Origin of the sequence: Providencia hangzhouensis (genome assembly GCF_029193595.2) — a bacterium.
Lineage (GTDB): Bacteria > Pseudomonadota > Gammaproteobacteria > Enterobacterales > Enterobacteriaceae > Providencia > Providencia hangzhouensis.
The window spans coordinates 2,101,306-2,125,924 of the sequence record NZ_CP135052.1 but is presented as its reverse complement, the minus strand read 5'-3'; the positions used below and the strand labels follow the sequence as shown (position 1 = coordinate 2,125,924).

At 42.4% G+C, this 24,619-nt stretch carries 14 protein-coding genes and 1 pseudogene; 12 read left to right on the top strand and 3 right to left on the bottom strand.

Going from position 1 to position 24,619, the window contains the following annotated elements; translation table 11 throughout:
- Positions 1 to 13: 13 nt before the first annotated feature.
- The 11 genes and pseudogenes from ppk1 to yegS all read left to right on the top strand — a co-directional run bounded on the left by ppk1 (position 14) and on the right by yegS (position 19,882).
- On the top strand, positions 14 to 2,083 hold the full coding sequence (gene ppk1 / locus PZ638_RS09440; RefSeq protein ID WP_004253537.1) for a polyphosphate kinase 1: 2,070 nt from the start codon (positions 14 to 16) through the stop codon (positions 2,081 to 2,083).
- A gap of 4 nt (positions 2,084 to 2,087) precedes the next feature.
- Positions 2,088 to 3,617 (top strand): exopolyphosphatase, encoded by a 1,530-nt coding sequence (locus tag PZ638_RS09435; RefSeq protein WP_094960482.1) that lies wholly within the window; start codon positions 2,088 to 2,090, stop codon positions 3,615 to 3,617.
- Between the two features lie 375 nt (positions 3,618 to 3,992).
- Positions 3,993 to 5,264 (top strand): annotated as a pseudogene (mgtE, locus tag PZ638_RS09430) (magnesium transporter); the annotation flags it as partial.
- Positions 5,265 to 5,849: 585 nt separating this feature from the next.
- Positions 5,850 to 7,202 carry an MFS transporter gene (locus PZ638_RS09425; protein WP_094960480.1) on the top strand — a complete coding sequence of 451 codons (1,353 nt, stop codon included), beginning with the start codon at positions 5,850 to 5,852 and terminating at the stop codon, positions 7,200 to 7,202.
- Between the two features lie 248 nt (positions 7,203 to 7,450).
- Positions 7,451 to 8,695 carry an MdtA/MuxA family multidrug efflux RND transporter periplasmic adaptor subunit gene (locus tag PZ638_RS09420; protein ID WP_094960479.1) on the top strand — a complete coding sequence of 415 codons (1,245 nt, stop codon included), beginning with the start codon at positions 7,451 to 7,453 and terminating at the stop codon, positions 8,693 to 8,695.
- Positions 8,695 to 11,817 (top strand): MdtB/MuxB family multidrug efflux RND transporter permease subunit, encoded by a 3,123-nt coding sequence (locus PZ638_RS09415; protein WP_172767105.1) that lies wholly within the window; start codon positions 8,695 to 8,697, stop codon positions 11,815 to 11,817. The genes PZ638_RS09420 and PZ638_RS09415 overlap by 1 nt, the downstream gene beginning before the upstream one ends.
- Positions 11,817 to 14,918, top strand: a complete 3,102-nt coding sequence (gene mdtC / locus PZ638_RS09410; protein ID WP_272674190.1) for a multidrug efflux RND transporter permease subunit MdtC — start codon at positions 11,817 to 11,819, stop codon at positions 14,916 to 14,918. Before PZ638_RS09415 ends, mdtC begins: the two co-directional genes overlap by 1 nt.
- Complete coding sequence (baeS, locus tag PZ638_RS09405) at positions 14,908 to 16,296, top strand: envelope stress sensor histidine kinase BaeS (protein WP_094960476.1); 1,389 nt, start codon at positions 14,908 to 14,910, stop codon at positions 16,294 to 16,296. Before mdtC ends, baeS begins: the two co-directional genes overlap by 11 nt.
- A 2-nt stretch (positions 16,297 to 16,298) precedes the next feature.
- Complete coding sequence (gene baeR / locus PZ638_RS09400) at positions 16,299 to 17,006, top strand: envelope stress response regulator BaeR (RefSeq protein WP_377145326.1); 708 nt, start codon at positions 16,299 to 16,301, stop codon at positions 17,004 to 17,006.
- Positions 17,007 to 17,134: 128 nt separating this feature from the next.
- Entirely contained in the window at positions 17,135 to 18,520 is a 1,386-nt protein-coding gene (trhP, locus tag PZ638_RS09395; RefSeq protein WP_004253511.1) for a prephenate-dependent tRNA uridine(34) hydroxylase TrhP, read from the top strand.
- A gap of 462 nt (positions 18,521 to 18,982) precedes the next feature.
- On the top strand, positions 18,983 to 19,882 hold the full coding sequence (yegS, locus tag PZ638_RS09390) for a lipid kinase YegS (RefSeq protein WP_004253508.1): 900 nt from the start codon (positions 18,983 to 18,985) through the stop codon (positions 19,880 to 19,882).
- A 46-nt stretch (positions 19,883 to 19,928) separates the two neighbouring features.
- On the opposite strand, the gene thiD is transcribed toward yegS, so the two are convergent.
- The 3 genes from thiD to PZ638_RS09375 form a co-directional block, all read right to left on the bottom strand.
- Positions 19,929 to 20,726 carry a bifunctional hydroxymethylpyrimidine kinase/phosphomethylpyrimidine kinase gene (thiD, locus tag PZ638_RS09385; protein ID WP_004253495.1) on the bottom strand — a complete coding sequence of 266 codons (798 nt, stop codon included), beginning with the start codon at positions 20,724 to 20,726 and terminating at the stop codon, positions 19,929 to 19,931.
- Between the two features lie 191 nt (positions 20,727 to 20,917).
- On the bottom strand, positions 20,918 to 21,784 hold the full coding sequence (locus tag PZ638_RS09380; protein WP_272674192.1) for a YjjW family glycine radical enzyme activase: 867 nt from the start codon (positions 21,782 to 21,784) through the stop codon (positions 20,918 to 20,920).
- On the bottom strand, positions 21,756 to 23,312 hold the full coding sequence (locus PZ638_RS09375; RefSeq protein ID WP_272674194.1) for a YjjI family glycine radical enzyme: 1,557 nt from the start codon (positions 23,310 to 23,312) through the stop codon (positions 21,756 to 21,758). Before PZ638_RS09375 ends, PZ638_RS09380 begins: the two co-directional genes overlap by 29 nt.
- Positions 23,313 to 23,983: 671 nt before the next feature.
- Here PZ638_RS09375 and pagP point away from each other — a divergent pair.
- Positions 23,984 to 24,559, top strand: a complete 576-nt coding sequence (gene pagP, locus PZ638_RS09370) for a lipid IV(A) palmitoyltransferase PagP (protein ID WP_094960472.1) — start codon at positions 23,984 to 23,986, stop codon at positions 24,557 to 24,559.
- Positions 24,560 to 24,619 lie beyond the last annotated feature (60 nt).

Genomic DNA, 24,619 nt, shown 5'->3' with positions numbered 1-24,619 from the left:
ATATGGAGTTAGAATGTCCCAAGAACGTCTCTATCATGAAAAAGAGTTAAGCTGGCTGTCTTTTAACGAGCGTGTTTTACAAGAAGCAGCCGACAAGCGTAACCCTCTTATTGAGCGAATGCGTTTTTTGGGTATTTATTCCAACAATTTAGACGAGTTTTATAAAGTCCGCTTCGCCGACGTTAAACGCCGTATTTTAATTAATGAAGAACGGGGTTCGGCAAGCGGTGCTCGCCACTTGTTAAAGAGAATTCAGTCAAGAGTTGCCAAACAAGAACAAGAGTTCGATATTCTCTATAATGATTTGCTATTAGAAATGGCGCGCAATCAAATATTCTTGATTAACGAACGTCAAATTTCGCCTCGCCAACAGATTTGGTTACGTCAATATTTCCGGCAGAACCTGCGCCAGCATATTACGCCAATATTAATTAATCCTGACACCAATCTGGTTGAGTTTCTAAAAGATGACTACACGTACCTTGCCGTTGAAATCATCAATGGCAATCACATTCAGTATGCGCTATTGGAAATTCCATCCGATAAAGTGCCTCGGTTTGTTAACTTACCGCCGGAAATGCCAAAGCGTCGCAAGTCAATGATCCTAATTGATAATATCCTTCGCTATACACTGGATGAAATTTTTAAAGGCTTCTTTGATTACGATAAGCTTAATGCTTATTCGATGAAAATGACGCGTGATGCAGAGTATGACATCGCAACAGAGATGGAATCGAGCTTACTTGAGATAATGTCGTCCACATTAAAACAGCGTTTAACCGCAGAGCCCGTCCGTTTTGTCTATCAACGTGATATGCCTGACGAAATGGTTGCTCTTTTACGTGAAAAGCTGGGGTTATCCAGTGATGACTCTGTGATTGCTGGCGGTCGCTATCACAACTTTAAAGATTTTATTAACTTCCCTAATGAGGGAAATAAAAATTTATTAAACAAGCCACTACCAAGGCTGCGTCACCGCTGGTTTGATAATTTCCGTAACGGTTTCGATGCCATTCGCGAACGCGATGTGCTGTTATATTATCCCTACTATACCTTTGAACATACTTTAGAATTATTGCGCCAAGCGTCTTTTGACCCGAATGTATTGTCGATAAAAATTAATATTTACCGTGTTGCGAAAGACTCACGCATTATCGATTCCGTCATTCATGCTGCCCATAATGGAAAAAAAGTCACAGTGGTCGTTGAGTTACAAGCTCGATTCGATGAAGCCGCCAATATTCATTGGGCAAAACGGTTAACCGAAGCTGGCGTGCATGTTATTTTCTCCGCGCCAGGGCTTAAAATCCACGCGAAATTGTTTATTATCTCGCGTATGGAAGAAGGGCAAATCGTTCGCTACGCTCACATTGGTACGGGTAATTTTAATGAAAAAACCGCTCGGCTTTATACCGATTACTCGCTACTCACAGCAAATGAGCTGATCACCAACGAAGTTCGTCGGGTATTTAGTTTTATAGAAAACCCCTATCGCCCAGTGACTTTCGATAATTTAATGGTGTCCCCACAAAATACACGGATTCGTTTAATGGCCTTAATTGACCAAGAAATCGAAAATGCACTCGCTGAACGGCCGAGTGGCATCACATTAAAAATTAATAATCTAGTCGACAAAGAATTGACCGACAAACTGTATGATGCCTCCAATGCAGGTGTCAAAATTCGTTTATTAGTCAGAGGAATGTGCTCTTTAGTGGCGGGTCAAGTCGGCTATAGTGAAAATATTCAAGTAACCAGCATTGTTGACCGTTTTCTTGAGCATGACCGTGTCTATGTTTTCACCAATGCGGGTGACGAAAAAGTCTTTATTTCCTCCGCTGACTGGATGACGCGCAATATTGACTACCGCATTGAAGTTGCCGTTAGTTTAGTCGACCCGCATTTAAAACAACGGGTATTGGATATTTTAGAGCTGCAATTTAGCGATACCGTAAAAGCACGTTATGTTGACAAAGATTTAAGTAATCATTATGTTCCCCGCGGAAATAAACGAAAAATCCAAGCCCAGCTTGCTGTGTATGATTATTTAAAATCAATCGAAACACCTGATACAAGAGCTTAAAAATATGCCAATAACCAACGCCTCAACACCGAGACCACAAGAAATTGCGGCTATAGATTTAGGCTCCAATAGTTTTCATATGGTCATTGCTCGTATTGTCAACGGTGCATTGCAAGTTCTCACTCGTTTGAAAAAACGTGTTCACCTTGCCGATGGCTTAAGTGATACCAATGAATTAAGTGAAGAGGCCATGGAACGGGGCCTTGCCTGCCTCGCGTTGTTTGCCGAACGGTTACAAGGATTTTCCCCTGAGAACGTGTGTATTGTTGGCACACACTCATTACGTGTCGCAACGAATGTGAAACTATTTTTGCAACGCGCTAAAGAAATCATGCCCTATCCTATTGAAATCATTTCAGGCCAAGAAGAGGCTCGATTGATTTTTATGGGCGTTGAACACACCCAACCCGAAAAAGGCCGCAAATTAGTACTTGATATCGGTGGTGGTTCAACTGAGTTAGTCATTGGTGAAAAGTTTGAACCGCTTTTGATTGAAAGCCGCCGTATGGGTTGTGTGAGCTTTGCTCGCACTTACTTCCCAAATGAAGAAATCAACCCTGAATTTTTTAATCGCGCCTACCTAGGGGCTTGCTTAAAATTAGAAAGCACTGCGATTTTATTTAAGAAACAAACTTGGGACGTCGCGATGGGTGCCTCGGGCACCATCAAAGCTGCTCATAGTGTAATACAAGAATTAGGCTATAAAGACGGTATTATCACCCGTGAACGCCTTATTGAAATCAAGCAAATGGCATTAAAATATAAGTCATTTAGCGCACTAAATATACTCGGCCTCTCTAATGAACGTAAACACGTATTTGTCCCAGGTTTAGCCATTTTACTTGCCGTCTTTGATTCATTAGAAATTAAAGAGTTACGTTTATCTGACGGTGCATTACGTGAAGGTGTTTTATATGAAATGGAAGGCCGCTTCCGCCACCAAGATATCCGTCAACGTACTGCATTAAGCCTTGCTGAGCATTATAATATTGATAGAGAGCAAGCGAAACGTGTATTAAAAACGATGGAAGAGCTCTATTTCCAATGGGGGCAGCAAAACCCTAAACAACTCAATCCACAGTTAGAATCCATTTTAATATGGGCGGTTATGCTCCATGAAGTTGGCTTAAGTATTAATCATAGTGGTATGCACCGCCATTCTGCTTATATTTTGCAAAATACTAACTTACCGGGTTTCAACCAAGAACAGCAGTTATTGCTTGCCACATTAGTACGTAATCATCGTAGGGCTATTAAGTATGACGATATCCCTAAATTTAATTTATTTAAAAGAAAACAATTTATGCCGCTTATCCAAATTTTGCGGCTAGCCATTTTGTTAAATAATCAACGCCAATCTACAACAATCCCTTCTTCGTTACGGATAGAAACGGATGATGGGCACTGGACTATCTATTTACCATCTGAATATCTCGTGCAAAATGCATTGATGTTATTAGATTTAGAAAAGGAAAGTGGCTATTGGGAAGATGTTCCCGGTTGGTCGTTAACTATTTGCGCAGAAAATGAGTAATTTGCGGCCATTATTGTAGTGATTTGTTCTTATTATTCATCATTGATGACTTGAAAATCACCGCTTATTTGACTCAACTATTTGATATATTATTTAAATAGGCGACAATAATGATAATAAATTTCGTCCGCTCGCAGACGAATTCATAAAAAGCGCTTTTGCGCTGCTATTGCTTTAAGGATTAAAATGTCACAATCTGCTTTCTCAACCGATGCGGCGCCAACAGTCAACCCGCACTCTCAAAAACTGGCACATATTCGCCAGCAAATCCTGACGCTATTTTTAGATGACGAAGAGTTCGTCCATGCGCTTGTTGAAAATGATCAACACGTCAGTATTGATGACAAAGCAATTAGTGAAAAAATTAGTCTTGTAAAAGAATTGCTACTTGATTTACACACTGCGGATATCGCCGATATCTTAGAAATGCTCCCTTATGATGAGCGTCTCGCGTTATGGCGTCTTGTTGATAATAACGAACGTGGTGAAGTGTTAGTTGAGGCCTCGGTTTCTGTTTGGGATAGCCTAATTAAGGATATGTCTGACAGAGAACTACTGCGCGCCGTTGCCAACTTGCATGTTGACGAACAAGCCTATATTGCTGAGCATTTACCTCGTGACACCATGCGTCGGCTCCTCACCTATTTAGAACCTAGTCTGCGTAGCCGTATTCGCGAAGTTTTACAATATGCGAAAGATAGCGTCGGTCAAATGATGGATTTTGAATTCGTCACCGTACGCCCAAATGTGACGCTAAAAACAGTTCAACGTTATTTACGCCAACGAGGCAAGATCCCAGAAGCGACCGATAAAATTTTCGTTGTTGATAACAATAATTATCTACAAGGTGAATTGCCTCTAACCACTATTTTAACGCAATCCCCTGAAAAAATAGTGGCCGATGTCATGAAGACTGACACAGTGACCTTCTTGCCTGATGAAAAAGGCGAAGACGCAGCGAGTGCGTTCGAACGTTATGACTTAATTTCTGCGGCTGTTGTTGATAATAACGGCCTACTAATGGGCCGCCTGACGGTTGAAGATATCGTTGATAACATTAGTGAAGAAAACGATAACAGTATTCGTCGTATGGGGGGGTTAAGCCCTGAAGAAGACGTTTTCGCCCCTGTCGGCCAAGCCGTTAAAACCCGTTGGACATGGCTAGCCATTAACCTATGTACCGCTTTTGTCGCTTCTCGTGTTATTGGCGTCTTTGAAGATACCATTTCCCAATTAGTCGCCCTTGCCACATTAATGCCTATTGTGGCAGGAATTGGCGGTAATACGGGAAACCAAACCATTACCATGATTGTTCGTGCCATTGCCCTGCACCAGATACAAAACAATAGTTTCTCTTTCTTAATGTTAAGGGAGCTTGGTGTCGCCTTTATTAATGGGGTTGTATGGGGAGGAATTATGGGTGTCGTCACCTACTTCCTTTATGGCGATATCGCTATGGGCGCAGTCATGACATTAGCAATGATCTTGAACCTACTGATGGCGGCTATTATGGGCGTGCTTATTCCACTCATTATGCTGAAAATGGGCAAGGACCCTGCTATCGGTTCTAGCGTGATGATCACCGCCATCACAGATACAGGCGGTTTCTTTATTTTCCTTGGCTTAGCCACTCTATTCCTCGTTTAAATTCGCTCTGCACGCGTCCTACTCTTAGATTAGGCGCGTGCAATTTACAAAACACTCCCTCCGACAGCAAAGCCCAGCTAAAAAACCAAAATCTCGCAAACAACCCTTTTATTTATCTATTAATTAAATGATTTTATAGTTATTTAGTTTATCTAGATTAATAAAGTTAATTATAACGAATAATATCTAGGTAATATTTACTTACTATAATTCAGTAAGAATTTATTAAATTAAATATAATTAACACTATAACTCACTAATTTAAATATACGATATTCTGCAAAATTCATATTATTAACATCATATAAGGTTATTTATCATCACGCCAAATCAATATGCTAACAAATCAAAACTAATTGGAATGTCATTCTTGTTTTTAGGGTTGAGGTTTACAGAATATAGAATTTCCTGCTATAAATATACACATGCAAAAAAGATACTGTGTATTAAACTAAGTTATACCCATCCAACGTTTTATACCTCTTATCTGCACCAATAAAAATGATTAGCTCATTATTATGAGTCAATGCTTATTATTTTGAATTTATGCAATTTAGTATTACAGGTAGTTAGAAGGAAACTATAATGACACCGCAAACCGCCAGCCAGCCCTCTGCGAGACCTTTGGGCAAAGAAGACTATAAAACATTAGGCTTATCCTCTTTAGGGGGAACTCTTGAGTTTTATGACTTCGTTATCTTTGTTTTTTACGCAAAAATTATTTCCCAACTATTTTTCCCAGGGGATAACGAATTTCTCGCGCTAATGGCAACACTGGGTCTATTTGCAGCAGGTTACCTTGCTCGCCCTCTTGGTGGCATTATCATGGCTCACTTCGGGGATAAAATTGGCCGCAAGAAAATGTTTACCCTCAGTATTTTCTTAATGGCATTCCCAACGTTTGTTATTGGTTTCTTACCTACTTATGAAACCATTGGCGCTGCTGCTCCATTATTACTGCTGTTAATGCGTATTATGCAAGGTGCCGCGATTGGTGGTGAAATGCCAGGTGCATGGGTATTTATTGCAGAACATACACCAAAACAACGTTATGGTTTAGGTGTCGGTACACTGACTTCTGGGATCACCGGTGGTATTTTATTAGGCTCTATCGTCGCAATTATCATTGAGCGCTCTTATACCACAACTGAAATTCATGATTTTGCTTGGCGTATTCCATTTATTCTTGGTGGTGTTTTTGGGTTTATCTCTGTGTATTTACGTCGTTTTTTACAAGAAACCCCGATATTCAAAGAACTGGCAGCCAAAAAGGCCTTGTCACAAGAATTACCCGTCAAAACCGTGATTAAGTCTCATAAACAAGCTTGTATGATCACTGCGGCACTGACGTGGTCATTATCAACCGCTATCGTTGTCACCATTTTGATGACACCAGATGTGGTGTTAAAAGGGATCTATAACATTGATAGGAATGTGGCATTGCAAGCTAACTGCGCGGCGACATTGACCTTAACATTAGGCTGTATCTTCTGGGGCTGGTTAGGCGATAAAACCGGAACTCGTACCTCAATGACTTTATCATGGGGTGGATTAGCCGTAACAGCAATTTACTTTTATTCATCATTATCCAGTGATATTGCGGCGAGTACGTTGATTTTTAACTATGGCTTGATGGGCTTCTTTGTTGGCGCGATTGCAACCACTCCAATTATCAGTACACGCGCATTTCCACCTGAAATTCGCTATTCTGGCCTGTCATTCGCTTACAATGTGGCTTATGCAATTTTTGGTGGTTTAACACCAATATTAACTGGTGCTTGGTTGCAGCAATCTCACATGGCACCTGCCTATTATGTCGCTGGCGTCTCATTATTAGCGGTTGCTGTAGCCTTCATTCCTCTATCTTGGAAAGGTTGGACTGTCAATTCAGAGTCTTCAAACGAAAAATCTGCGGTCTTAAAAGCTTCTAGTTTATAAAATCGATTGCCCCCTATTTACTCGGGGGGCAATCTTAATTGATACAAAATTATTCCCCCGCTCTCCCCCTTTACAAGCACTGAAGTATACAAGTACAGAAATTGACACTTATTCATATTTCCTCCATTTTTCTTTGTACCTATCACGTTAAACTACTAATATGTCTAACTGACTCTTTTTTGTTAGTTTTTTAGTATACAGCCTGACGGATCTCATCCACTTTTTTTGAGTTAAGCGAATTACCCAAAATGAATAAACAAAAACAACGTAAACCTTTTATTCGCTCTGCCATTTTTATTGCCATTATTGCGGTAGCTGGCGTTTCTTGGTACTTTTATCATCAAGAAAAACAATCAGATACACAATCTACTGGCACCGTAGCAAAACCAAACTCACAGCGAAGCGCGATGGGCCGCCCACCACGTGTGTTAGCCCCTGTGCAGTTTGCCGTTGCTGAACAAAAAGTCGTTCCACGATTTTTATCAGGCTTAGGCACAGTGCAAGCGGCAAATGTTGTCACTGTAACCAGCCGTGTTGAAGGCCAGTTAATGCAGCTGTATTTTACCGAAGGGCAATATGTCAATAAGGGAGATTTATTGGCACAGATTGACCCTCGCCCATTTGAAGTTCAGCTATCACAAGCTGAGGGGCAATTAGCTAAAGACAAAGCAACGTTAGCTAATGCGCAATTAGATTTAGCGCGTTATCAAAAGCTTGCTGGCACTAAAGTGATTTCGCAACAAGAGCTAGATAACCAAAAAGCGGCAGTATTACAGGCACAAGGCAGTATTAAAGTCGACCAAGCGGCTGTTGATAATGCCAAACTGCAATTAACCTACAGTAAAATTACTGCCCCCATCTCAGGGCGGGTTGGTTTAAAACAAGTTGATGTCGGAAACTTTATCTCTTCAGGAACCTCAACCCCTCTTGTTGTTATCACACAAACTCAACCCGCAGATGTCTTGTTTGCTTTACCTGAAGGTGATATTCCCGCGATCCAGCAAGCACAATCTTCCGGTGAAAAAGTATTGATTGAAGCTTGGGACAGAAACAATATCGCGCTAATCGCAAGCGGTGAGCTACTCAGTACTGATAACCAAATTGATGCTGCGACCGGCACTCTTAAAATAAAAGCGCGCTTTACCAATGAAGAAGAAAAACTTTTCCCTAATCAATTTGTTAACGTAAAAATGCAAGTTGAAACGCTGCAAAATGCCGTGGTGATCCCAACCGCTGCACTGCAAATGGGCAATGAAGGTCATTATGTTTGGGTATTGAGTGATGATAATAAAGTCAGCAAACACAATGTGACCGTGGGGATGCAAGATAGCCAACAAGTCGTTATTGAAAGTGGGCTCGCAGCAAATACCAAAGTCATCACCGATGGTGTTGATAAACTCACCGATGGCACAACTGTCGAAGTCGTTACCGCTGAAAGCATCGCCAAAAAAGAGCCCCGCAAAGGTAAAGCCAATAGCGCGGAGAAAGCGTAATGCAGCCTGAAATGTTAAAAGGCGGTGGGCCTTCTCGTTTATTTATTTTGCGCCCTGTGGCTACCACATTATTCATGGTGGCTATATTACTTGCAGGGATCATCGGCTATCGCTTCTTACCTGTTTCAGCCCTGCCCGAAGTCGATTATCCGACGATTCAAGTTGTTACCCTTTACCCGGGAGCCAGCCCCGATGTGATGACCTCTGCAGTGACTGCGCCTTTGGAAACCCAGTTTGGGCAAATGTCGGGTCTTAAACAGATGTCATCGCAAAGTTCAGGAGGAGCATCAGTTATAACACTGATGTTCCAATTAACGTTGCCTCTAGAGGTTGCCGAACAAGAAGTCCAAGCAGCGATTAATTCCGCCAGTAGTTTACTGCCTTCGGATTTACCCTATCCTCCGATTTATAATAAGGTAAACCCTGCTGACCCGCCTGTACTCACCTTAGCGGTCACCTCTGATGCGATGCCATTAACGCAGGTACAGGATATTATTGAAACGCGAATTGCCCAGAAAATATCCCAAGTTAATGGAGTGGGTTTAGTCACCTTAGCCGGTGGTCAACGCCCTGCTGTTCGCGTGAATTTAAACCCACAAGCCATGGCAGCCAAAGGGCTGGATAGCGAAACCATCCGCCTAGCCATCAACAATGCTAACGTCAACTCCGCAAAAGGGAGTTTCGATGGGCCAACGCGAGCAGTGACGCTTTCTGCTAACGACCAAATGAAGTCACTTGACGACTATCGTCAGCTTATTGTGGCCTTCCAAAATGGTGCGCCTGTGCGTTTAGGCGATATTGCAACGATTGCACAAGGTGCCGAAAATGCCTATTTAGGGGCATGGGCAAATAATGAACAGGCGATTGTGATCAATGTGCAGCGGCAGCCCGGTGCTAACGTCATTGAAACCACAGATACCATTCGTACGCTGTTACCCGAATTAATTGAAAGCTTACCTAAATCGGTTAATGTCGATATTTTAACCGATAGAACCAGTACTATTCGAGCGTCCGTTAATGATGTACAGTTTGAGTTAATGTTAGCTATCGCCCTCGTTGTGATGGTGATTTATTTGTTTTTACGCAATGGAATTGCCACCTTAATACCGGGCATTGCCGTGCCGCTGTCCCTCGTTGGTACCTTTGCAGTCATGTATTTTTGTGGTTTTTCTGTCAATAACCTCACCCTAATGGCATTAACCATCGCCACAGGTTTTGTGGTCGATGATGCAATAGTGGTGATTGAAAATATTTCCCGCTACTTAGAAAAAGGCGATAAGCCTCTGGTCGCTGCACTCAAAGGGGCGGGTGAAATCGGGTTTACCATTATCTCCCTCACCTTTTCTTTAGTTGCAGTATTAATCCCGCTGTTATTTATGGGGGATATTGTCGGCCGGTTATTCCGCGAATTTGCCATTACCCTAGCCGTGGCTATTTTGATCTCCGCTGTCGTCTCTTTGACGTTAACGCCAATGATGTGTGCGCGTTTATTAAAACCAGAGTCGCAACATAAACATAACCGTTTTGAACTAGCGTGTGAGCGTTTCTTTGACCGTATGGTTGCTGGATACGCAATTTGGTTAAAACGTATTCTTAATCACCAATGGTTAACGCTTTCTGTGGCGCTAGGCACCATGGTGCTGACTGTTTTGCTGTATATGTGGATCCCAAAAGGGTTTTTCCCTTTGCAAGACAGTGGAATTATTCAAGGGTCAATTGAAAGCCGTCAATCTATTTCTTTTGCGGCCATGGCGCAAAAGCAACAGGAAGTCGCGTCAAAATTATTGGCAGACCCTGCGGTTGATAATGTCACCACTTATGTGGGGGTTGATGGTAGCAACCCAACATTAAACAACGCGCGTCTCCAAATTACCTTAAAGCCCCTTGATGAGCGTGAAGATAGAGTGGTGGCGATTATTGACCGTCTACAGCAATCCGTGGATAACATTGCCGGGGTGAATTTATATTTGCAGCCTATGCAAGATCTCACCATCGATACGCAAGTTGCACGCACACAGTATCAATTTACGTTACAGGCAGGTTCACTAGAGGAATTAACCACTTGGGTTCCACGCTTGTTAGAAGCCCTAGAACAACAACCTGAACTCACGGATGTCAGTAGTGATTGGCAAAATAAAGGGCTAGTCGCCTATGTGAATGTTAACCGTGATACCGCAAGCCGTTTTGGTATCACAATGTCAGCCATTGATAACGCTTTATATAATGCATTTGGGCAGCGAATGGTTTCAACCATATACACACAGTCAAATCAATATCGTGTGATATTAGAACATGACACACAAACCCGTGATGGTATGGATGCGCTGAATGATATTCGTCTAAAAGGCACTGATGGAGCCATTGTGCCACTAAGCACCTTGGTAAATATTCAAGAAGGTAATGGGCCATTAGCCATTAATCACCTCGACCAATTTCCCGCGGTGACATTCTCGTTTAATGTGGCGAATGGCGCTTCGCTTGAGTCTGCCGTCAATGCCGTGAAATTGGCCGAATCACAAATTGCTATGCCAAAATCCATTACCACACAATTCCAAGGGGCGACTTTAGCCTTTGAAGCTGCACTAAGCAGCACTATCTGGTTAATTGCAGCCGCAATTGTGGCGATGTATATCGTATTAGGCATTTTATATGAGAGCTTTATCCACCCGATTACGATTTTATCTACCTTACCGACTGCGGGGGTTGGCGCATTACTTGCTTTAATGATGGCAGGAAAAGACCTTGATGTTATTGCAGTCATCGGCATCATCTTATTAATTGGTATCGTGAAAAAGAACGCCATTATGATGATTGACTTTGCCCTTGCTGCAGAGCGTGAACAGGGAATGTCCCCTTATGATGCCATCTACCAAGCTTGCCTACTGCGTTTTCGCCCAATTTTAATGACCACCATGGCGGCATTACTAGGAGCCTTGCCATTAATGCTAAGTACAGGTGTCGGTGCAGAATTACGCCAACCATTAGGAATTTGTATGGTTGGTGGCTTAATTATGAGCCAAATCCTCACCTTATTTACCACACCGGTTATTTACTTATTGTTCGACCGTCTTTCTCATTACTTTAAAGACCGTCGCCAAGCGAAGAAGGCACAGGTGTCATAATGAAGCGCTTCTTTGCTCTATTTATTAGCCGCCCGGTAGCAACGACGCTGATTAGCGTTGCGATTACTTTGTGTGGTGCCCTGAGCTTTCTATTTTTACCGGTTTCTCCGTTGCCTCAAGTAGATTACCCTGTGATTAACGTGACAGCGTCACTTCCCGGGGCGTCACCCGAAACCATGGCGTCCTCCGTTGCGACACCTCTTGAACGCTCTTTAGGCAGTATTGCTGGGATCAGCGAAATGACCTCAAGCAGTGCGCTTGGGCGAACCACTATTACCCTTGAGTTTAATCTCGACAAAGACATTAATAACGCGGCTCGGGAAGTGCAAGCTGCGATTAATGCGGCGCAAAACCTGCTGCCCAGCGGTATGCCAAGCCGTCCACGTTATTACAAGTCTAATCCGTCTGATGCGCCAATTATGATTTTAACCATGACCTCAGAGACCATGGGTACTGGCGAAATTTATGATATTGCATCTACCCGTTTAGCCCAGCGAATTGCGCAAATTGAAGGGGTTAGTGAAGTTTCAGTTGGTGGCGGCTCGCTCCCTGCCGTACGGGTTGAGCTCAACCCAACCGCCCTATTTAACCAAGGGGTTTCCCTTGATGCCGTGCGCTCAGCCATTAGTAGTGCTAACGTTCGCCAACCGCAAGGCTATATCAATGATGACGAAAAACGTTATCAAGTACAGACTAATGATGAGTTAAAAAAAGCAGCCGATTATCGACCAATTATTGTTCATTACAGCCAAGGCAATGCTGTAAAGCTCAGCGATGTCGCCAATGTTAAAGATTCCATTGAAAACGTACGCGCTGCCGGTATGGCAGACGGTAAACCGGCTATTTTGATTGTCATTCGTCGTGAAGCTGGCGCCAATATTATTGAAACAGTGAACCGTATTCGTGCTGAATTGCCTGAATTCAATGACATGATCCCTGCCGCTATTGATTTAAAAGTGGCACAAGACAGAACACCGACCATCCGCGCGTCTCTAGCCGAAGTGGAACGTGCTCTACTGATTGCCGTTGCCTTGGTGATCCTCGTGGTGCTGCTGTTCTTACGTTCAGGTCGCGCTACTTTGATCCCTGCCGTTGCTGTCCCTGTCTCATTGATTGGGACTTTTACGGCCATGTATTTATGTGGCTTTAGTTTAAATAACTTGTCATTGATGGCATTAACGGTTGCGACGGGCTTTGTGGTTGATGATGCCATTGTCGTATTAGAAAATATCTCGCGTCATATCGAAAATGGTAAAAAACCGTTTATTGCGGCGGTTAAAGGCGTGCATGAAGTCGGCTTTACCGTCGTTTCCATGAGTATTTCCTTAGTGGCTGTTTTTATTCCGCTACTGCTTATGGATGGACTGGTCGGCCGTTTATTCCGCGAATTTGCCATTACCCTTGCAACCGCTATCGGTATTTCTTTGGTGATCTCATTAACGCTCACCCCTATGATGTGTGCTTACTTACTGAAGAAACGCCCTCGCAACGTCAAAGCCAAACATCGCGGGTTTGGACGTGTGTTGCTGCGCTTGCAAGAAAGTTATGGCATCGCTTTAAAATGGGTACTCGAACATCGCCGTAGTGTTCTCGCGGTGCTATTTGCCACAATCGGCTTAAACGTTTATCTGTATATTACCGTTCCGAAAACTTTCTTTCCTGAACAAGATACCGGCCGTGTGCTGGGCTTTGTTCGCGCAGACCAAAGTATTTCATTCCAGTCAATGAAAGAAAAAATGACCCGTTTTATGCAGCAAGTTAAAGCCGACCCAGCGACGGATAATGTCACCGGTTTTACTGGCGGTAGCCGGGTAAACAGCGGTTTTATGTATATCTCATTAAAACCACTGGGTGAACGTACTGAAAGTTCAGCTGAAGTCATTAATCGGTTACGCATGAAATTAGCCAATGAGCCAGGGGCTAACCTGTTCATGATGCCAGTACAAGATATTCGTGTGGGAGGTCGACAAGCCAATGCCAGCTATCAGTTTACACTGCTTGCGGATGAGCTTTCTGCATTGCGTGATTGGGAACCCGCCATTCGTAAAGCACTCGGTGAATTGCCACAGCTGACAGATGTGAACTCAGATAAGGAAGACAAAGGCGCAGAAATGGCGATCACCTACGATAGGGACTTAATGGCCCAGCTAGGTATCGATGTCCGTGAAGCTAACAGTTTGCTTAACAACGCATTTGGCCAACGCCAAGTTTCCACCATTTATGAAGCGATGAACCAATATAAAGTAGTGATGGAAGTTGCTCCTGAATATACGCAAGATGTCAGTTCCCTCGACAAAATGTTTGTTATCAATAAAGATGGCGATGCTATCCCGCTGTCTTATTTTGCTCGTTGGCAGCCAGCGAATGCGCCATTAAGCGTGAACCACCAGGGGCTATCAGCTTCATCCACTATCGCATTTAATGTCGCTGACGGTTATACCTTAAATGATGCCATCGTCGAAATAGAAAAAACCATGACTGCGCTTGGCGTGCCATCTACAGTGCGAGGGTCTTTTGCAGGAACGGCACAAATATTCCAAGAAACTTTGCAATCACAATTATTTTTGATTTTAGCCGCTATTGTGACTGTCTATTTAGTCCTTGGGATTCTATATGAAAGTTATATTCACCCACTGACAATTTTATCAACTTTGCCTTCTGCTGGTGTCGGTGCATTATTAGCCCTTGAGTTATTTGACACACCATTTAGTTTAATCGCTTTAATCGGCGTCATGCTATTAATTGGGATCGTCAAGAAGAACGCCATTATTATGGTGGATTTTGCTATTCAAGCACAAAGAACAGCGGGTTTAACCGCTCAAGAAGCCATTTTCCGTGCCAGTTTATTACGTTTTCGCCCTATTTTAATGACGACACTCGCCGCCATTTTTGGTGCGTTACCGTTAATGTTAGGTAGTGGTGATGGAGCAGAACTACGTCAACCTCTCGGGATCACCATTGTCGGTGGCTTAATAATGAGCCAATTGCTGACTTTATTTACCACTCCTGTTGTGTATTTAAGTTTTGATAGCTTAAGGCAACGTTGGCAGCGCAAAAAGTCATTAACGCATAAGATTGTGGAGAATAACCATGAAGCTTAGGTTAAATAGCGTTAGTACTCGGCTTTTTTTAGCTATTTTTGCGACATGCTTATTGCTAGTGCTAATTATGCACCAAGGGGTGCGCATGAGTTTTCAACATGGCTTTATTGACTATATTAAAGAAAATGACCAACAACGCGTTGAGCAGGTTTCTTCCGCCCTTGCGGAACAATATGAAGAAATGGGCAATTGGCGGTTTTTGATTGGTAATGATCGCATTTTCTTTCGCATTCTGCGCTCTGTAGAACATCAACAGCATCGTGGCCCGATGCGACAGCGCTGGCGAACCATTTTTTGGGTTTATGATACACAAGACCGGCTAATTTTCGGGCAAGACACGCCCCTACCGAGCAAAGTTCTCCGTGAGCCTATTGTTACTAGCAATGGCGAAACCGTCGGTTGGCTCGTTGCCAGCTATGAAACGGGAATCAGCAGCGCCCTTGACCGCCGTTTTGATACCAAACAAATGTATACCAGTTGGATCATCGCTGGGCTGTCTTTATTTGTGGCTCTGATTGCCACATTGTTCCTTGCCCGTAGTTTTTTGAAACCCATCAAGCGGTTACTCGAAGGCACTAACCGGCTCGCCAATGGTGATTTTGCCACGCGGGTTCCTGAGTCTGGCCGCGATGAACTTGGGCAACTGGCTAAAGATTTTAACCATCTGGCCTCTACCCTTGAAAAAAACGAACAAATGCGGCGTGATTATATGGCGGATATTTCCCATGAGCTCCGCACGCCGTTGTCAGTTCTGCGAGGCGAATTAGAAGCGGTGCAAGATGGCGTCCGGCAAGCCACTCCCGAAACAATCAATTCCCTACTGAATGAAACCCAAACTTTAATTAAGCTGGTTAATGACCTCCACCAGCTCTCGTTATCGGATAGAGGTTCTTTGGTCTACCGTATGCAACTTACCGATATCATTCCTTTAATTGAAATGGCGATAGGCCAAGCTCGCTGGCGGTTAGAAGACCAACAACTTTCAGTTGAACGGCAATTTATTGCACAAGGCAACGTGTTTGCAGACCCTGACCGCATCACTCAGTTATTCTATAACTTAATGGAAAACAGCTTACGCTATACGGACCCACAAGGTAAAATTGCCATTCAAGTCACACAAGACCACAACCAGCTCAGTATAATTTGGCAAGATAGCGCCCCGGGGCTGACTGCTGAGCAATGCCAACATTTATTTGAACGTTTTTACCGTGCCGAAGGTTCTCGTAATCGCGCCAGTGGCGGTTCAGGTTTAGGGTTGGCCATTTGCTATAATATTGTTGAGGCTCACCATGGGACAATTTCCGCAGCACCGTCACCATTAGGTGGTGTCAAAATTACCATTAATTTACCGATTCAATTAAAAGACAAAGGTTTATGATCATGACTGAACAGAGCAATACCCCTATTTTGGTTGTGGAAGATGAACCCAAGCTAGGCCAACTGCTGTTCGATTACTTACAAGCTGCAAATTATCAACCCGCATTAATTGCACGGGGTGACCAAGTAATCGACTATGTTAAACAACATCAACCTGCACTCATTTTATTAGATTTAATGTTACCCGGTATGGACGGCATTTCAGTATGTCGTGAACTACGAAAATTCAGTGATGTTCCCATTATTATGGTGACAGCAAAAACCGAAGAAATTGACCGTTTATTAGGGTTAGAAATTGGGGCTGACGACTATATTTGTAAGCCTTTTAGCCCGCGAGAAGTCGTGGCTCGAGTCAAAACGATTCTACGCCGTTGCCAGCCAAATATGGCAACTAGCAATAACCAAACTAATAGCAATAATCAAACCAAGCTTATTATTGATGAAAATGCATTTCAAGTACGCTATGGCTCACAGTTACTTGAACTCACGCCCGCTGAATTTCGGCTACTCAAGTTTATGTCTGATAATGCAGGTATGGTGTTTTCTCGCGACCAGTTACTGGATATCTTATATGACGACCACCGCGTAGTAACGGACCGTACAATTGATAGTCACGTCAAAAATTTACGCCGTAAATTAGAGTCCCTCGATAACGAAAAAACCTTTATTCGTTCAATATATGGCCTCGGCTACCGTTGGGATGAATATTAAGTAATCAATAGACATACTATTCTTGTGGGATATTTGGTTTTTTTATCAAATAGGAGTAAAATTCTCATCCCTTAAAAACACTCTCTCGTATGAGTGAGTGCTGACTTGACATCAGATAGAGAATAACCATGTTTACACCAGAGCTTTTGTCTCCTGCCGGTTCATTAAAAAATATGCGCTACGCCTTCGCGTACGGCGCAGACGCCGTTTATGCAGGACAGCCTCGTTACAGCTTACGCGTACGAAATAACGAATTTAATCACGAAAACTTAGCTAAAGGCATTCAGGAAGCCCATGAGTTGGGTAAAAAGTTTTATGTGGTGGTGAATATTGCCCCTCATAATGCGAAATTAAAAACCTTTATTCGTGATTTAACCCCCGTCATTGAAATGGGCCCAGATGCTCTGATCATGTCTGACCCTGGCCTTATTATGATGGTTCGTGAAGCGTTTCCTGAGATGGATATTCATTTATCTGTGCAGGCCAATGCAGTTAACTGGGCATCGGTGAAGTTTTGGAAACAAATGGGCTTAACACGTGTGATCTTATCTCGCGAATTATCCCTCGAAGAAATTGCTGAAATTCGTCAACAAGTACCGGAAATCGAACTTGAAGTCTTTGTCCATGGTGCCCTTTGTATGGCCTATTCCGGCCGTTGTCTACTTTCGGGTTATATTAATAAACGCGACCCAAATCAAGGGACTTGCACCAATGCTTGCCGCTGGGAATATAACGTACAAGAAGGTAAAGAAGATGATGTGGGTAATATTGTCCATGTGCATGAACCTATCCCTGTACAAAATGTGGCACCAACCCTAGGTGCGGGCGCGCCAACAGATAAAGTCTTTATGATAGAAGAAGCTAAACGTCCAGGCGAATATATGACGGCCTTTGAAGACGAACATGGCACTTATATCATGAACTCTAAAGATTTACGTGCAATCGAACACGTTGAAAACCTAACAAAAATGGGTGTTCACTCATTAAAAATTGAAGGCCGCACAAAATCGTTTTATTACTGTGCTCGTACTGCACAAGTCTATAGACGTGCGATTGACGATGCTGTCGCAGGAAAACCCTTTGACCCAACGTTGTTATCTACTTTAGAAGGGTTAGCACACCGTGGTTACACTGAAGGTTTCTTGCGTCGCCACACTCACGATGCCTACCAAACCTATGAATATGGCTATTCTGTTTCTGAAACTCAGCAATTTGTGGGTGAATTCACAGGTAAACGTGTCAATGGTATGGCTGAGGTTGATGTAAAAAATAAATTTAGCGTTGGGGATAGCTTAGAGATGATGACCCCGGCGGGTAATATTGTCTTTACTTTGGACTCATTAGCAAACCGCAAAGGTGAAGCGATTGATGTTGCACCCGGTAACGGCCATGTGGTTTACCTGCCAATCCCTGAGGATGTCGATGTTAATTTTGGTTTGTTAATCCGTAACTTAGCAGGAACAACGACCCGCGCACCTCACCAAACTCAGGCAGAAAAGCAAATTGCAGGCTAACCGCCACTCCGTGTTTTTTAAATAGTTTGTTCGCTAAAAGCCAAAATCTCATCGTTTAACGTTTTGATATTTTGGCTTTTTTTTATCTATAATATGATATTATTTCACTTTATATGCTTTTTCTTATATGAGAATCATTCGCGTTATTGACATTTACATTGAAAAGTGCACTGAATATCCAATTTTATGCAACAGATCACATCAATTGGCTATTCAATATCGTATAGTCACTCTTGAAAACGAAGAACTAGAAAGTCATAAAATAAGACTAGGAACCACCTCCTTGGCTGGCTCAATCTCCCTTGAGCTAGCCATTTCTTTTATCTGCAATTTCTATTTCATTTCTCTTGTTAACGCTATTACTGTAAAAAATCTAAAATAAGCTCATCAATATCTTATAAATCCATTTATACTCATTTTAACGAATATTTGCCATATGTTAAGCCGAATGGATGGGTATATATGAATCAATATCAGTCAGCCATGATTATCCTTAATGGTAAACAAGCCAATCACGCTGAGCTGCGAAAGGCCATTACTCACTTACGTAATGAAGGCCATCAAATTCAAGTCCGTATTCCGTGGGAATTGGATGATACTTATTATTTTATTTCTCAGGCAATAAAACACGGCGTTGATACCATCATTGCCGCAGGAGGTGACGGCACAGTAAATGCAGTTGCCAGTACCTTGATGAAGTTCCCGAGTGACTCTCGCCCTACTTTAGGAATTCTCCCGATGGGAACGGCAAATGATTTTGCCACCAGCGCGAATATTCCACTGGATATTGAAGCCGCCCTTGCTCTCTCATTAAAAGGTAAAGCAGTTCCCATTGATATTGCGCAAGTCAATAAGCAATATTATTTTCTCAATATGGCAACTGGCGGCTTTGGGACGCGTATTACCACCGAAACGCCTGAAGCACTGAAATCAGCATTGGGCGGTGCCGCTTACGTGATAAATGGCTTATTGCGCCCTGATACGCTGAAAACGGATATTTGCCGCATTGAGGGCGAAAACTTTAGTTGGGAAGGTGAAACGTTGGTCATCGCTGTCGGAAACGGCCGCCAAGCGGGCGGAGGACAACAACTGACACCGCAAGCACTGATTAATGATGGCGCATTAAATTTACTGATTATTCCTGCAAGGGATGTCATACCCGCATTTTTAGCAAACCTATTTTCAGACGATAAAAACGAGCACTTGGTCGAAAGGCAATTATCATGGGTAAAAATTTCATCTCCTCACGATATGATCTTAAACCTTGATGGTGAGCCATTATCGGGAGATACCTTTACGTTCGCAGTGCAGCCGAATGCTATTCAGTGCCGGTTGCCGCCTCAATGTAACTTATTAGCTTAAAATATAACGAGAAAGCCCTAGTGTTCGGGCTTTCAATCATTACAGGCTACCACCATGCATGGAAGTGGTGTACTGGGCCAATCCCCTTGCCAACTTCTAAACTGTCCGCTTGCTCTAACGCAGCTTGTAAATAGGCTTTAGCCTGCGTAACCGCTTCTTGCCAATCAGAGCAACGAGGGCGCAGAGCAGCCAAAGCCGCTGACAAAGTACACCCAGTACCATGGGTATTTTTAGTATTTACGCGAATAGAGGTAAAGCGCCATTCACCTTCAGGTGTGATTAACCAATCAGGGCTTTCAGCATCACTTAGGTGCCCGCCTTTCATCAACACCGCTTGACAACCTTTTTCAAGTAATTTATACCCCTGAGTCAACATTTGGCTTTCTGTTTGTGCAACTTTTTCGTCTAGTAATACCGCGGCTTCAGGGAGATTCGGTGTAATTATAGAAACGAGGGGCAATAATTGTTGGCGCAGTGCATCAACCGCATCGGGTAATAGTAACGGGTCGCCACTTTTAGCCACCATTACAGTATCCAATACCACATACGGAATTGGATATTGCTTCAGCGCCTTCGCCACAACTGCGATATTACTTTGATTAAATAACATGCCGATTTTTGCGCTATCAATTCGCACATCACTGAGAACAGAGTCTAATTGTGCCGCCACAAATTCAGGGGGTAAGTCTTGGACGGATTGCACGCCTCGGGTATTTTGAGCCACCAATGCCGTCATCACACTCGTACCATAAGCCTCTAACGCAGAGAAAGTTTTTAAATCCGCCTGAATACCCGCCCCACCCGATGGGTCTGTTCCGGCTATGGTTAACGCATTGATCCTCATGAGTGATTCCCCTTTTCGGCTAAAGCATTTGAATAGATTGATAAGCGAGGTTTACTGAAATCATTTTAAATCAAACAATAAAACCGCCTTGATTGTCTCATATCATTTAACAAATACCAGCGGTTAGTGAATGAATTTTAATGACTTAGATAAAAAGGGGAAATATATTACACAGGAAAAATTAACGTGACTTATAAGTACACATTAGGCAAATGAATATTACCGACACCTCGCTGTTTTAATAGCTGGACAAATGTCTCTACTTCCGTTTGGGTTGCCGCAGGCCAGTTAGCCGCTTCATTTTTTACGCCATGTTGCTGAAAAGCATTAACTTTTATTCGTGTATTTGCAGGAAGTTGATTTAAGAAATCAGCCAGTTTATCAATATGTTCTAGATAATCTGTTTGCTGAGGAATATATAATAAACGCAATTCATACAATTTCCCCGCTTGTGCCAGAAATTGAATTGATTGAAATACACGTTGGTTATCTTTCCCAGTTAATCTTAAGGCACACTCATCGCTCCATGATTTTAAGTCAATCATTACGCCATCAGTATACTCAATTACCTTACTCCACCCCGCAGAAGCAAGATGGCCATTACTGTCAATAAAGCAGGTTAAATGTTTCAGTTCAGGTGTGTCTTTAATCGCTTTAAATAATTCAATAATAAAAGGTAATTGTGTTGTTGCTTCCCCGCCACTAATGGTTATACCATTCAGAAAGACAACATTTTTTTTCAAGTCATTGATAGCATCATTAACACTTAACGACACTGTCATTGGGCTTGAATTCTTAGTGCACGTTTGTAAACAAGTGTCACAGAGCTGGCAGGCATCGCTATCCCATATAACCTTACCATCAACAAATGATAACCCATTGTGAAGACAGGTTAAAACGCAGTCCCCACAATGGTCACAGAGCGCCATGGTATATGGATTATGGCAATTCAAACAACGTAAATTGCAACCTTGCAAAAAGATAACATGTCGATTGCCCGGCCCATCTACGCAGGAAAAAGGAATAACCTTATTCAGCGTAGCGCATCGATTGCTCATTGCTGATGACTCGCTGCTGACGGGCTGTAATTTTACAGTTCTTAGTCGCTTCTTCACCTAACCAGGTAGTATTGCTTCTAGAACCTTGTTCTTTGTATTTTTCGATATCTGACAAACGCACCATATAGCCAGTGACACGGACTAAATCATTACTTGCCACGTTTGCGGTAAATTCGCGCATCCCACAACTAAACGCCCCTTTGCACAATTGCATTAATGCTTGCGGGTTTTGTTTAATCGTTTCATCGATGGTTAAAATGTCACTGATCCCAGATAAATAGTGTTTGTGATGAGGTGCAACGGCTTGAATATGCGACACAGGATCAGGCTCCTCACCATATGGAATACGAGCCCCCGGCGTCGTTCCTATGTCTGAGCTAATCCCAGATTGCGCATGAAGCATAGCTCGGTTTTTATAGCCATATTTAACCGGTATTGTTTCAACAAAGTCTGCCAATTGTTCACTAATTTGATAAGACAATGGTAAAGCTGGTGAATTCGCTTGGTACTGGCCTTTCACGCCATCTTTTTCCATCAAGATATTCACGGCCTCTGCTAAACCATAAATACCAAACATCGGTGCAAAGCGTTCTGGCTCAATTAACCCCTCTTGAACAAGAAAACTGGTTTGGAAGAAATTAGATTCCTCATATAAAAATGCGCTACGTGTTTCAATGAGTTCCATTTGTAACTCACAATACTTTTTCAATTGCACATTTAAAAAATCAGCTGAATTTTGACTGCGTAACGCAACTTCGCGCAAATTAATACGAACTAAAGTGCTTCCGCCACCCGCAACAGGTAATGCATTATAACAACTGACAATACCGTAACCTTGTTTATCGAATGCCGCACTATGAACAATATCATTTGCAATATGTGGCTTACTACATTCACAAATATTCTCAATCGCTTGTAAGAAAAGCGACTCTGGTGTGCGTTGTGGGTGATAGACAAATGTCAGGTTAGGTGCGACTTGTTTCAGTTCTGCATCAATCCGTAAAATCAAACGGCAAATAACGTTGTCATCTGGCCCAATATTGGCATGCATAAAAGCATCAGGTAGAGTTCGGTCTAACTGCACCCAGAATCTTTTTAGTTTTGGATACAGTTGTTCTTCTGTCAACTCACCCACGTATGGCATGAGGACTTTATCTAAATACCCTAAAAACACAGGGAAATTGGTTACCGAAGGGACGTGGTGGTACAAAATCATCAGATGATTAAGGGCGTCATCAAAGTCCTCAGCAGGGGCTAACTCTAAGTATTTTGAACCTTGCTTGAGGTATTTTACATAATCGGGCAATACATAACGTGGCTTATACGGTGCATTTCCTTCATACATATCACAAATAACACGTTCATTTAACGCATCCGCTAGGGGTTGGCTCATCGCAAGGTAAGGAATATTACTATCGGCCTCTATCGCTAAAAAATTGGCTTTTTGTTTTGGTGATAATATTTTGTCTGTAGCGATAGCCAAGCATTTTGCTTGATATTCAGTCAGTGGTTCTTGGCGTTTCATCATGGTGATGTTCCTTTGTTAGTTAGAAGCCAAGGTTACGCACAGCAATGTATATGCTATAAACCTTTAAGTACTCGCTCCTACCCGTGTTGACATGCAGCAGCTTATACCTGCCGCCTATAACACTCATTTCATCCCATTGAGACAAGTCATTATTTGACGTGCATCATACTTTTTAGATTTGTTTGCACGCTATTTTTCATAAATGTCTGCTCTATCAACATTACTAGTCGTAATCACCTAAATTGTTAAAAATATCTTTTTATTACAAAACGTTAAATACAACAATAATGAGTGACACAATGTTTTCTCTTATTCTTGATTAAAAAATTCTCTTTCATTTTTTCTTATCAAATAACGGCCTTATTAATAAGAAAATGAAATACCTTATCTATTATTATTGGTTATTTTTAGGAGGATTAGCCTATTCAATAACCAATCTGATAAGTTAACATCCAATTTATCTATCGGTTATCCTACTTAAAAACAGGCAAAATTAAACGGTTCTACCATGACCAGCCAATTATTATCCTTAACTATGTAATAAATACTGTTATATTCTGTACATCTTAATTAAAATAATTTCGCTCAAAATTATAATAATAATGCTAATCTGATAATCATTAGCGAGCTAATCATCATTTTTATATCTGCGATACAGAACTGGATTTACAATGAGAGTTTATAAAAACATACAGTTGGCCGTAGGTGCATCGCTACTCATGAGCGCCTCAATCTGCATATCATCGCCTGCCGTTGCACAAGAGCAATCGGAAAATTTATGGGATACATTTAAAAGTAATGTCAGTACCACATGGGACTCAGACAAATATGAGCTATACGTTCCCGCTGTGACTTGGCACAACCGTGCAATGTACGACAAGAAAAAAACAGATGAATATAACGAGCGCCCTTGGGGTCTGGGCTTTGGTAAATATCGTTATGATGAAGACAATGACTGGCATGCTATCTATGCAATGGCATTTAAAGATTCACATAATGATTGGGAACCAATTGGTGGTTATGCATTCCAAAAAATGTGGATCCCCGGGGACATTGATGGTTTTCGCATGGGAGCTGGCTTCACTCTAAGTGTTACTGCCCGCAAGGATATGTACTATATTCCGATCCCAGCACCGCTTCCTCTGGTATCAGTGGAATATGACAAACTTTCGCTACAAGCCACTTATATTCCGGGAACTTATAATAACGGTAACGTATTATTCGCTTGGTTACGTTGGCAATGGTAATTTAAGTACTTCATTACTGTATAAAAAGGCCGGTGGGATATTCCCACCGACCTTTTTATT

Coding starts and splice junctions, on each gene's coding strand:
- ppk1 (WP_004253537.1), top strand. CDS start 14: ATGTCCCAAGAACGTCTCTATCATGAAAAAGAGTTAAGCTGGCTGTCT.
- PZ638_RS09435 (WP_094960482.1), top strand. CDS start 2,088: ATGCCAATAACCAACGCCTCAACACCGAGACCACAAGAAATTGCGGCT.
- PZ638_RS09425 (WP_094960480.1), top strand. CDS start 5,850: ATGACACCGCAAACCGCCAGCCAGCCCTCTGCGAGACCTTTGGGCAAA.
- PZ638_RS09420 (WP_094960479.1), top strand. CDS start 7,451: ATGAATAAACAAAAACAACGTAAACCTTTTATTCGCTCTGCCATTTTT.
- PZ638_RS09415 (WP_172767105.1), top strand. CDS start 8,695: ATGCAGCCTGAAATGTTAAAAGGCGGTGGGCCTTCTCGTTTATTTATT.
- mdtC (WP_272674190.1), top strand. CDS start 11,817: ATGAAGCGCTTCTTTGCTCTATTTATTAGCCGCCCGGTAGCAACGACG.
- baeS (WP_094960476.1), top strand. CDS start 14,908: ATGAAGCTTAGGTTAAATAGCGTTAGTACTCGGCTTTTTTTAGCTATT.
- baeR (WP_377145326.1), top strand. CDS start 16,299: ATGACTGAACAGAGCAATACCCCTATTTTGGTTGTGGAAGATGAACCC.
- trhP (WP_004253511.1), top strand. CDS start 17,135: ATGTTTACACCAGAGCTTTTGTCTCCTGCCGGTTCATTAAAAAATATG.
- yegS (WP_004253508.1), top strand. CDS start 18,983: ATGAATCAATATCAGTCAGCCATGATTATCCTTAATGGTAAACAAGCC.
- thiD (WP_004253495.1), bottom strand. CDS start 20,726: ATGAGGATCAATGCGTTAACCATAGCCGGAACAGACCCATCGGGTGGG.
- PZ638_RS09380 (WP_272674192.1), bottom strand. CDS start 21,784: ATGAGCAATCGATGCGCTACGCTGAATAAGGTTATTCCTTTTTCCTGC.
- PZ638_RS09375 (WP_272674194.1), bottom strand. CDS start 23,312: ATGATGAAACGCCAAGAACCACTGACTGAATATCAAGCAAAATGCTTG.
- pagP (WP_094960472.1), top strand. CDS start 23,984: ATGAGAGTTTATAAAAACATACAGTTGGCCGTAGGTGCATCGCTACTC.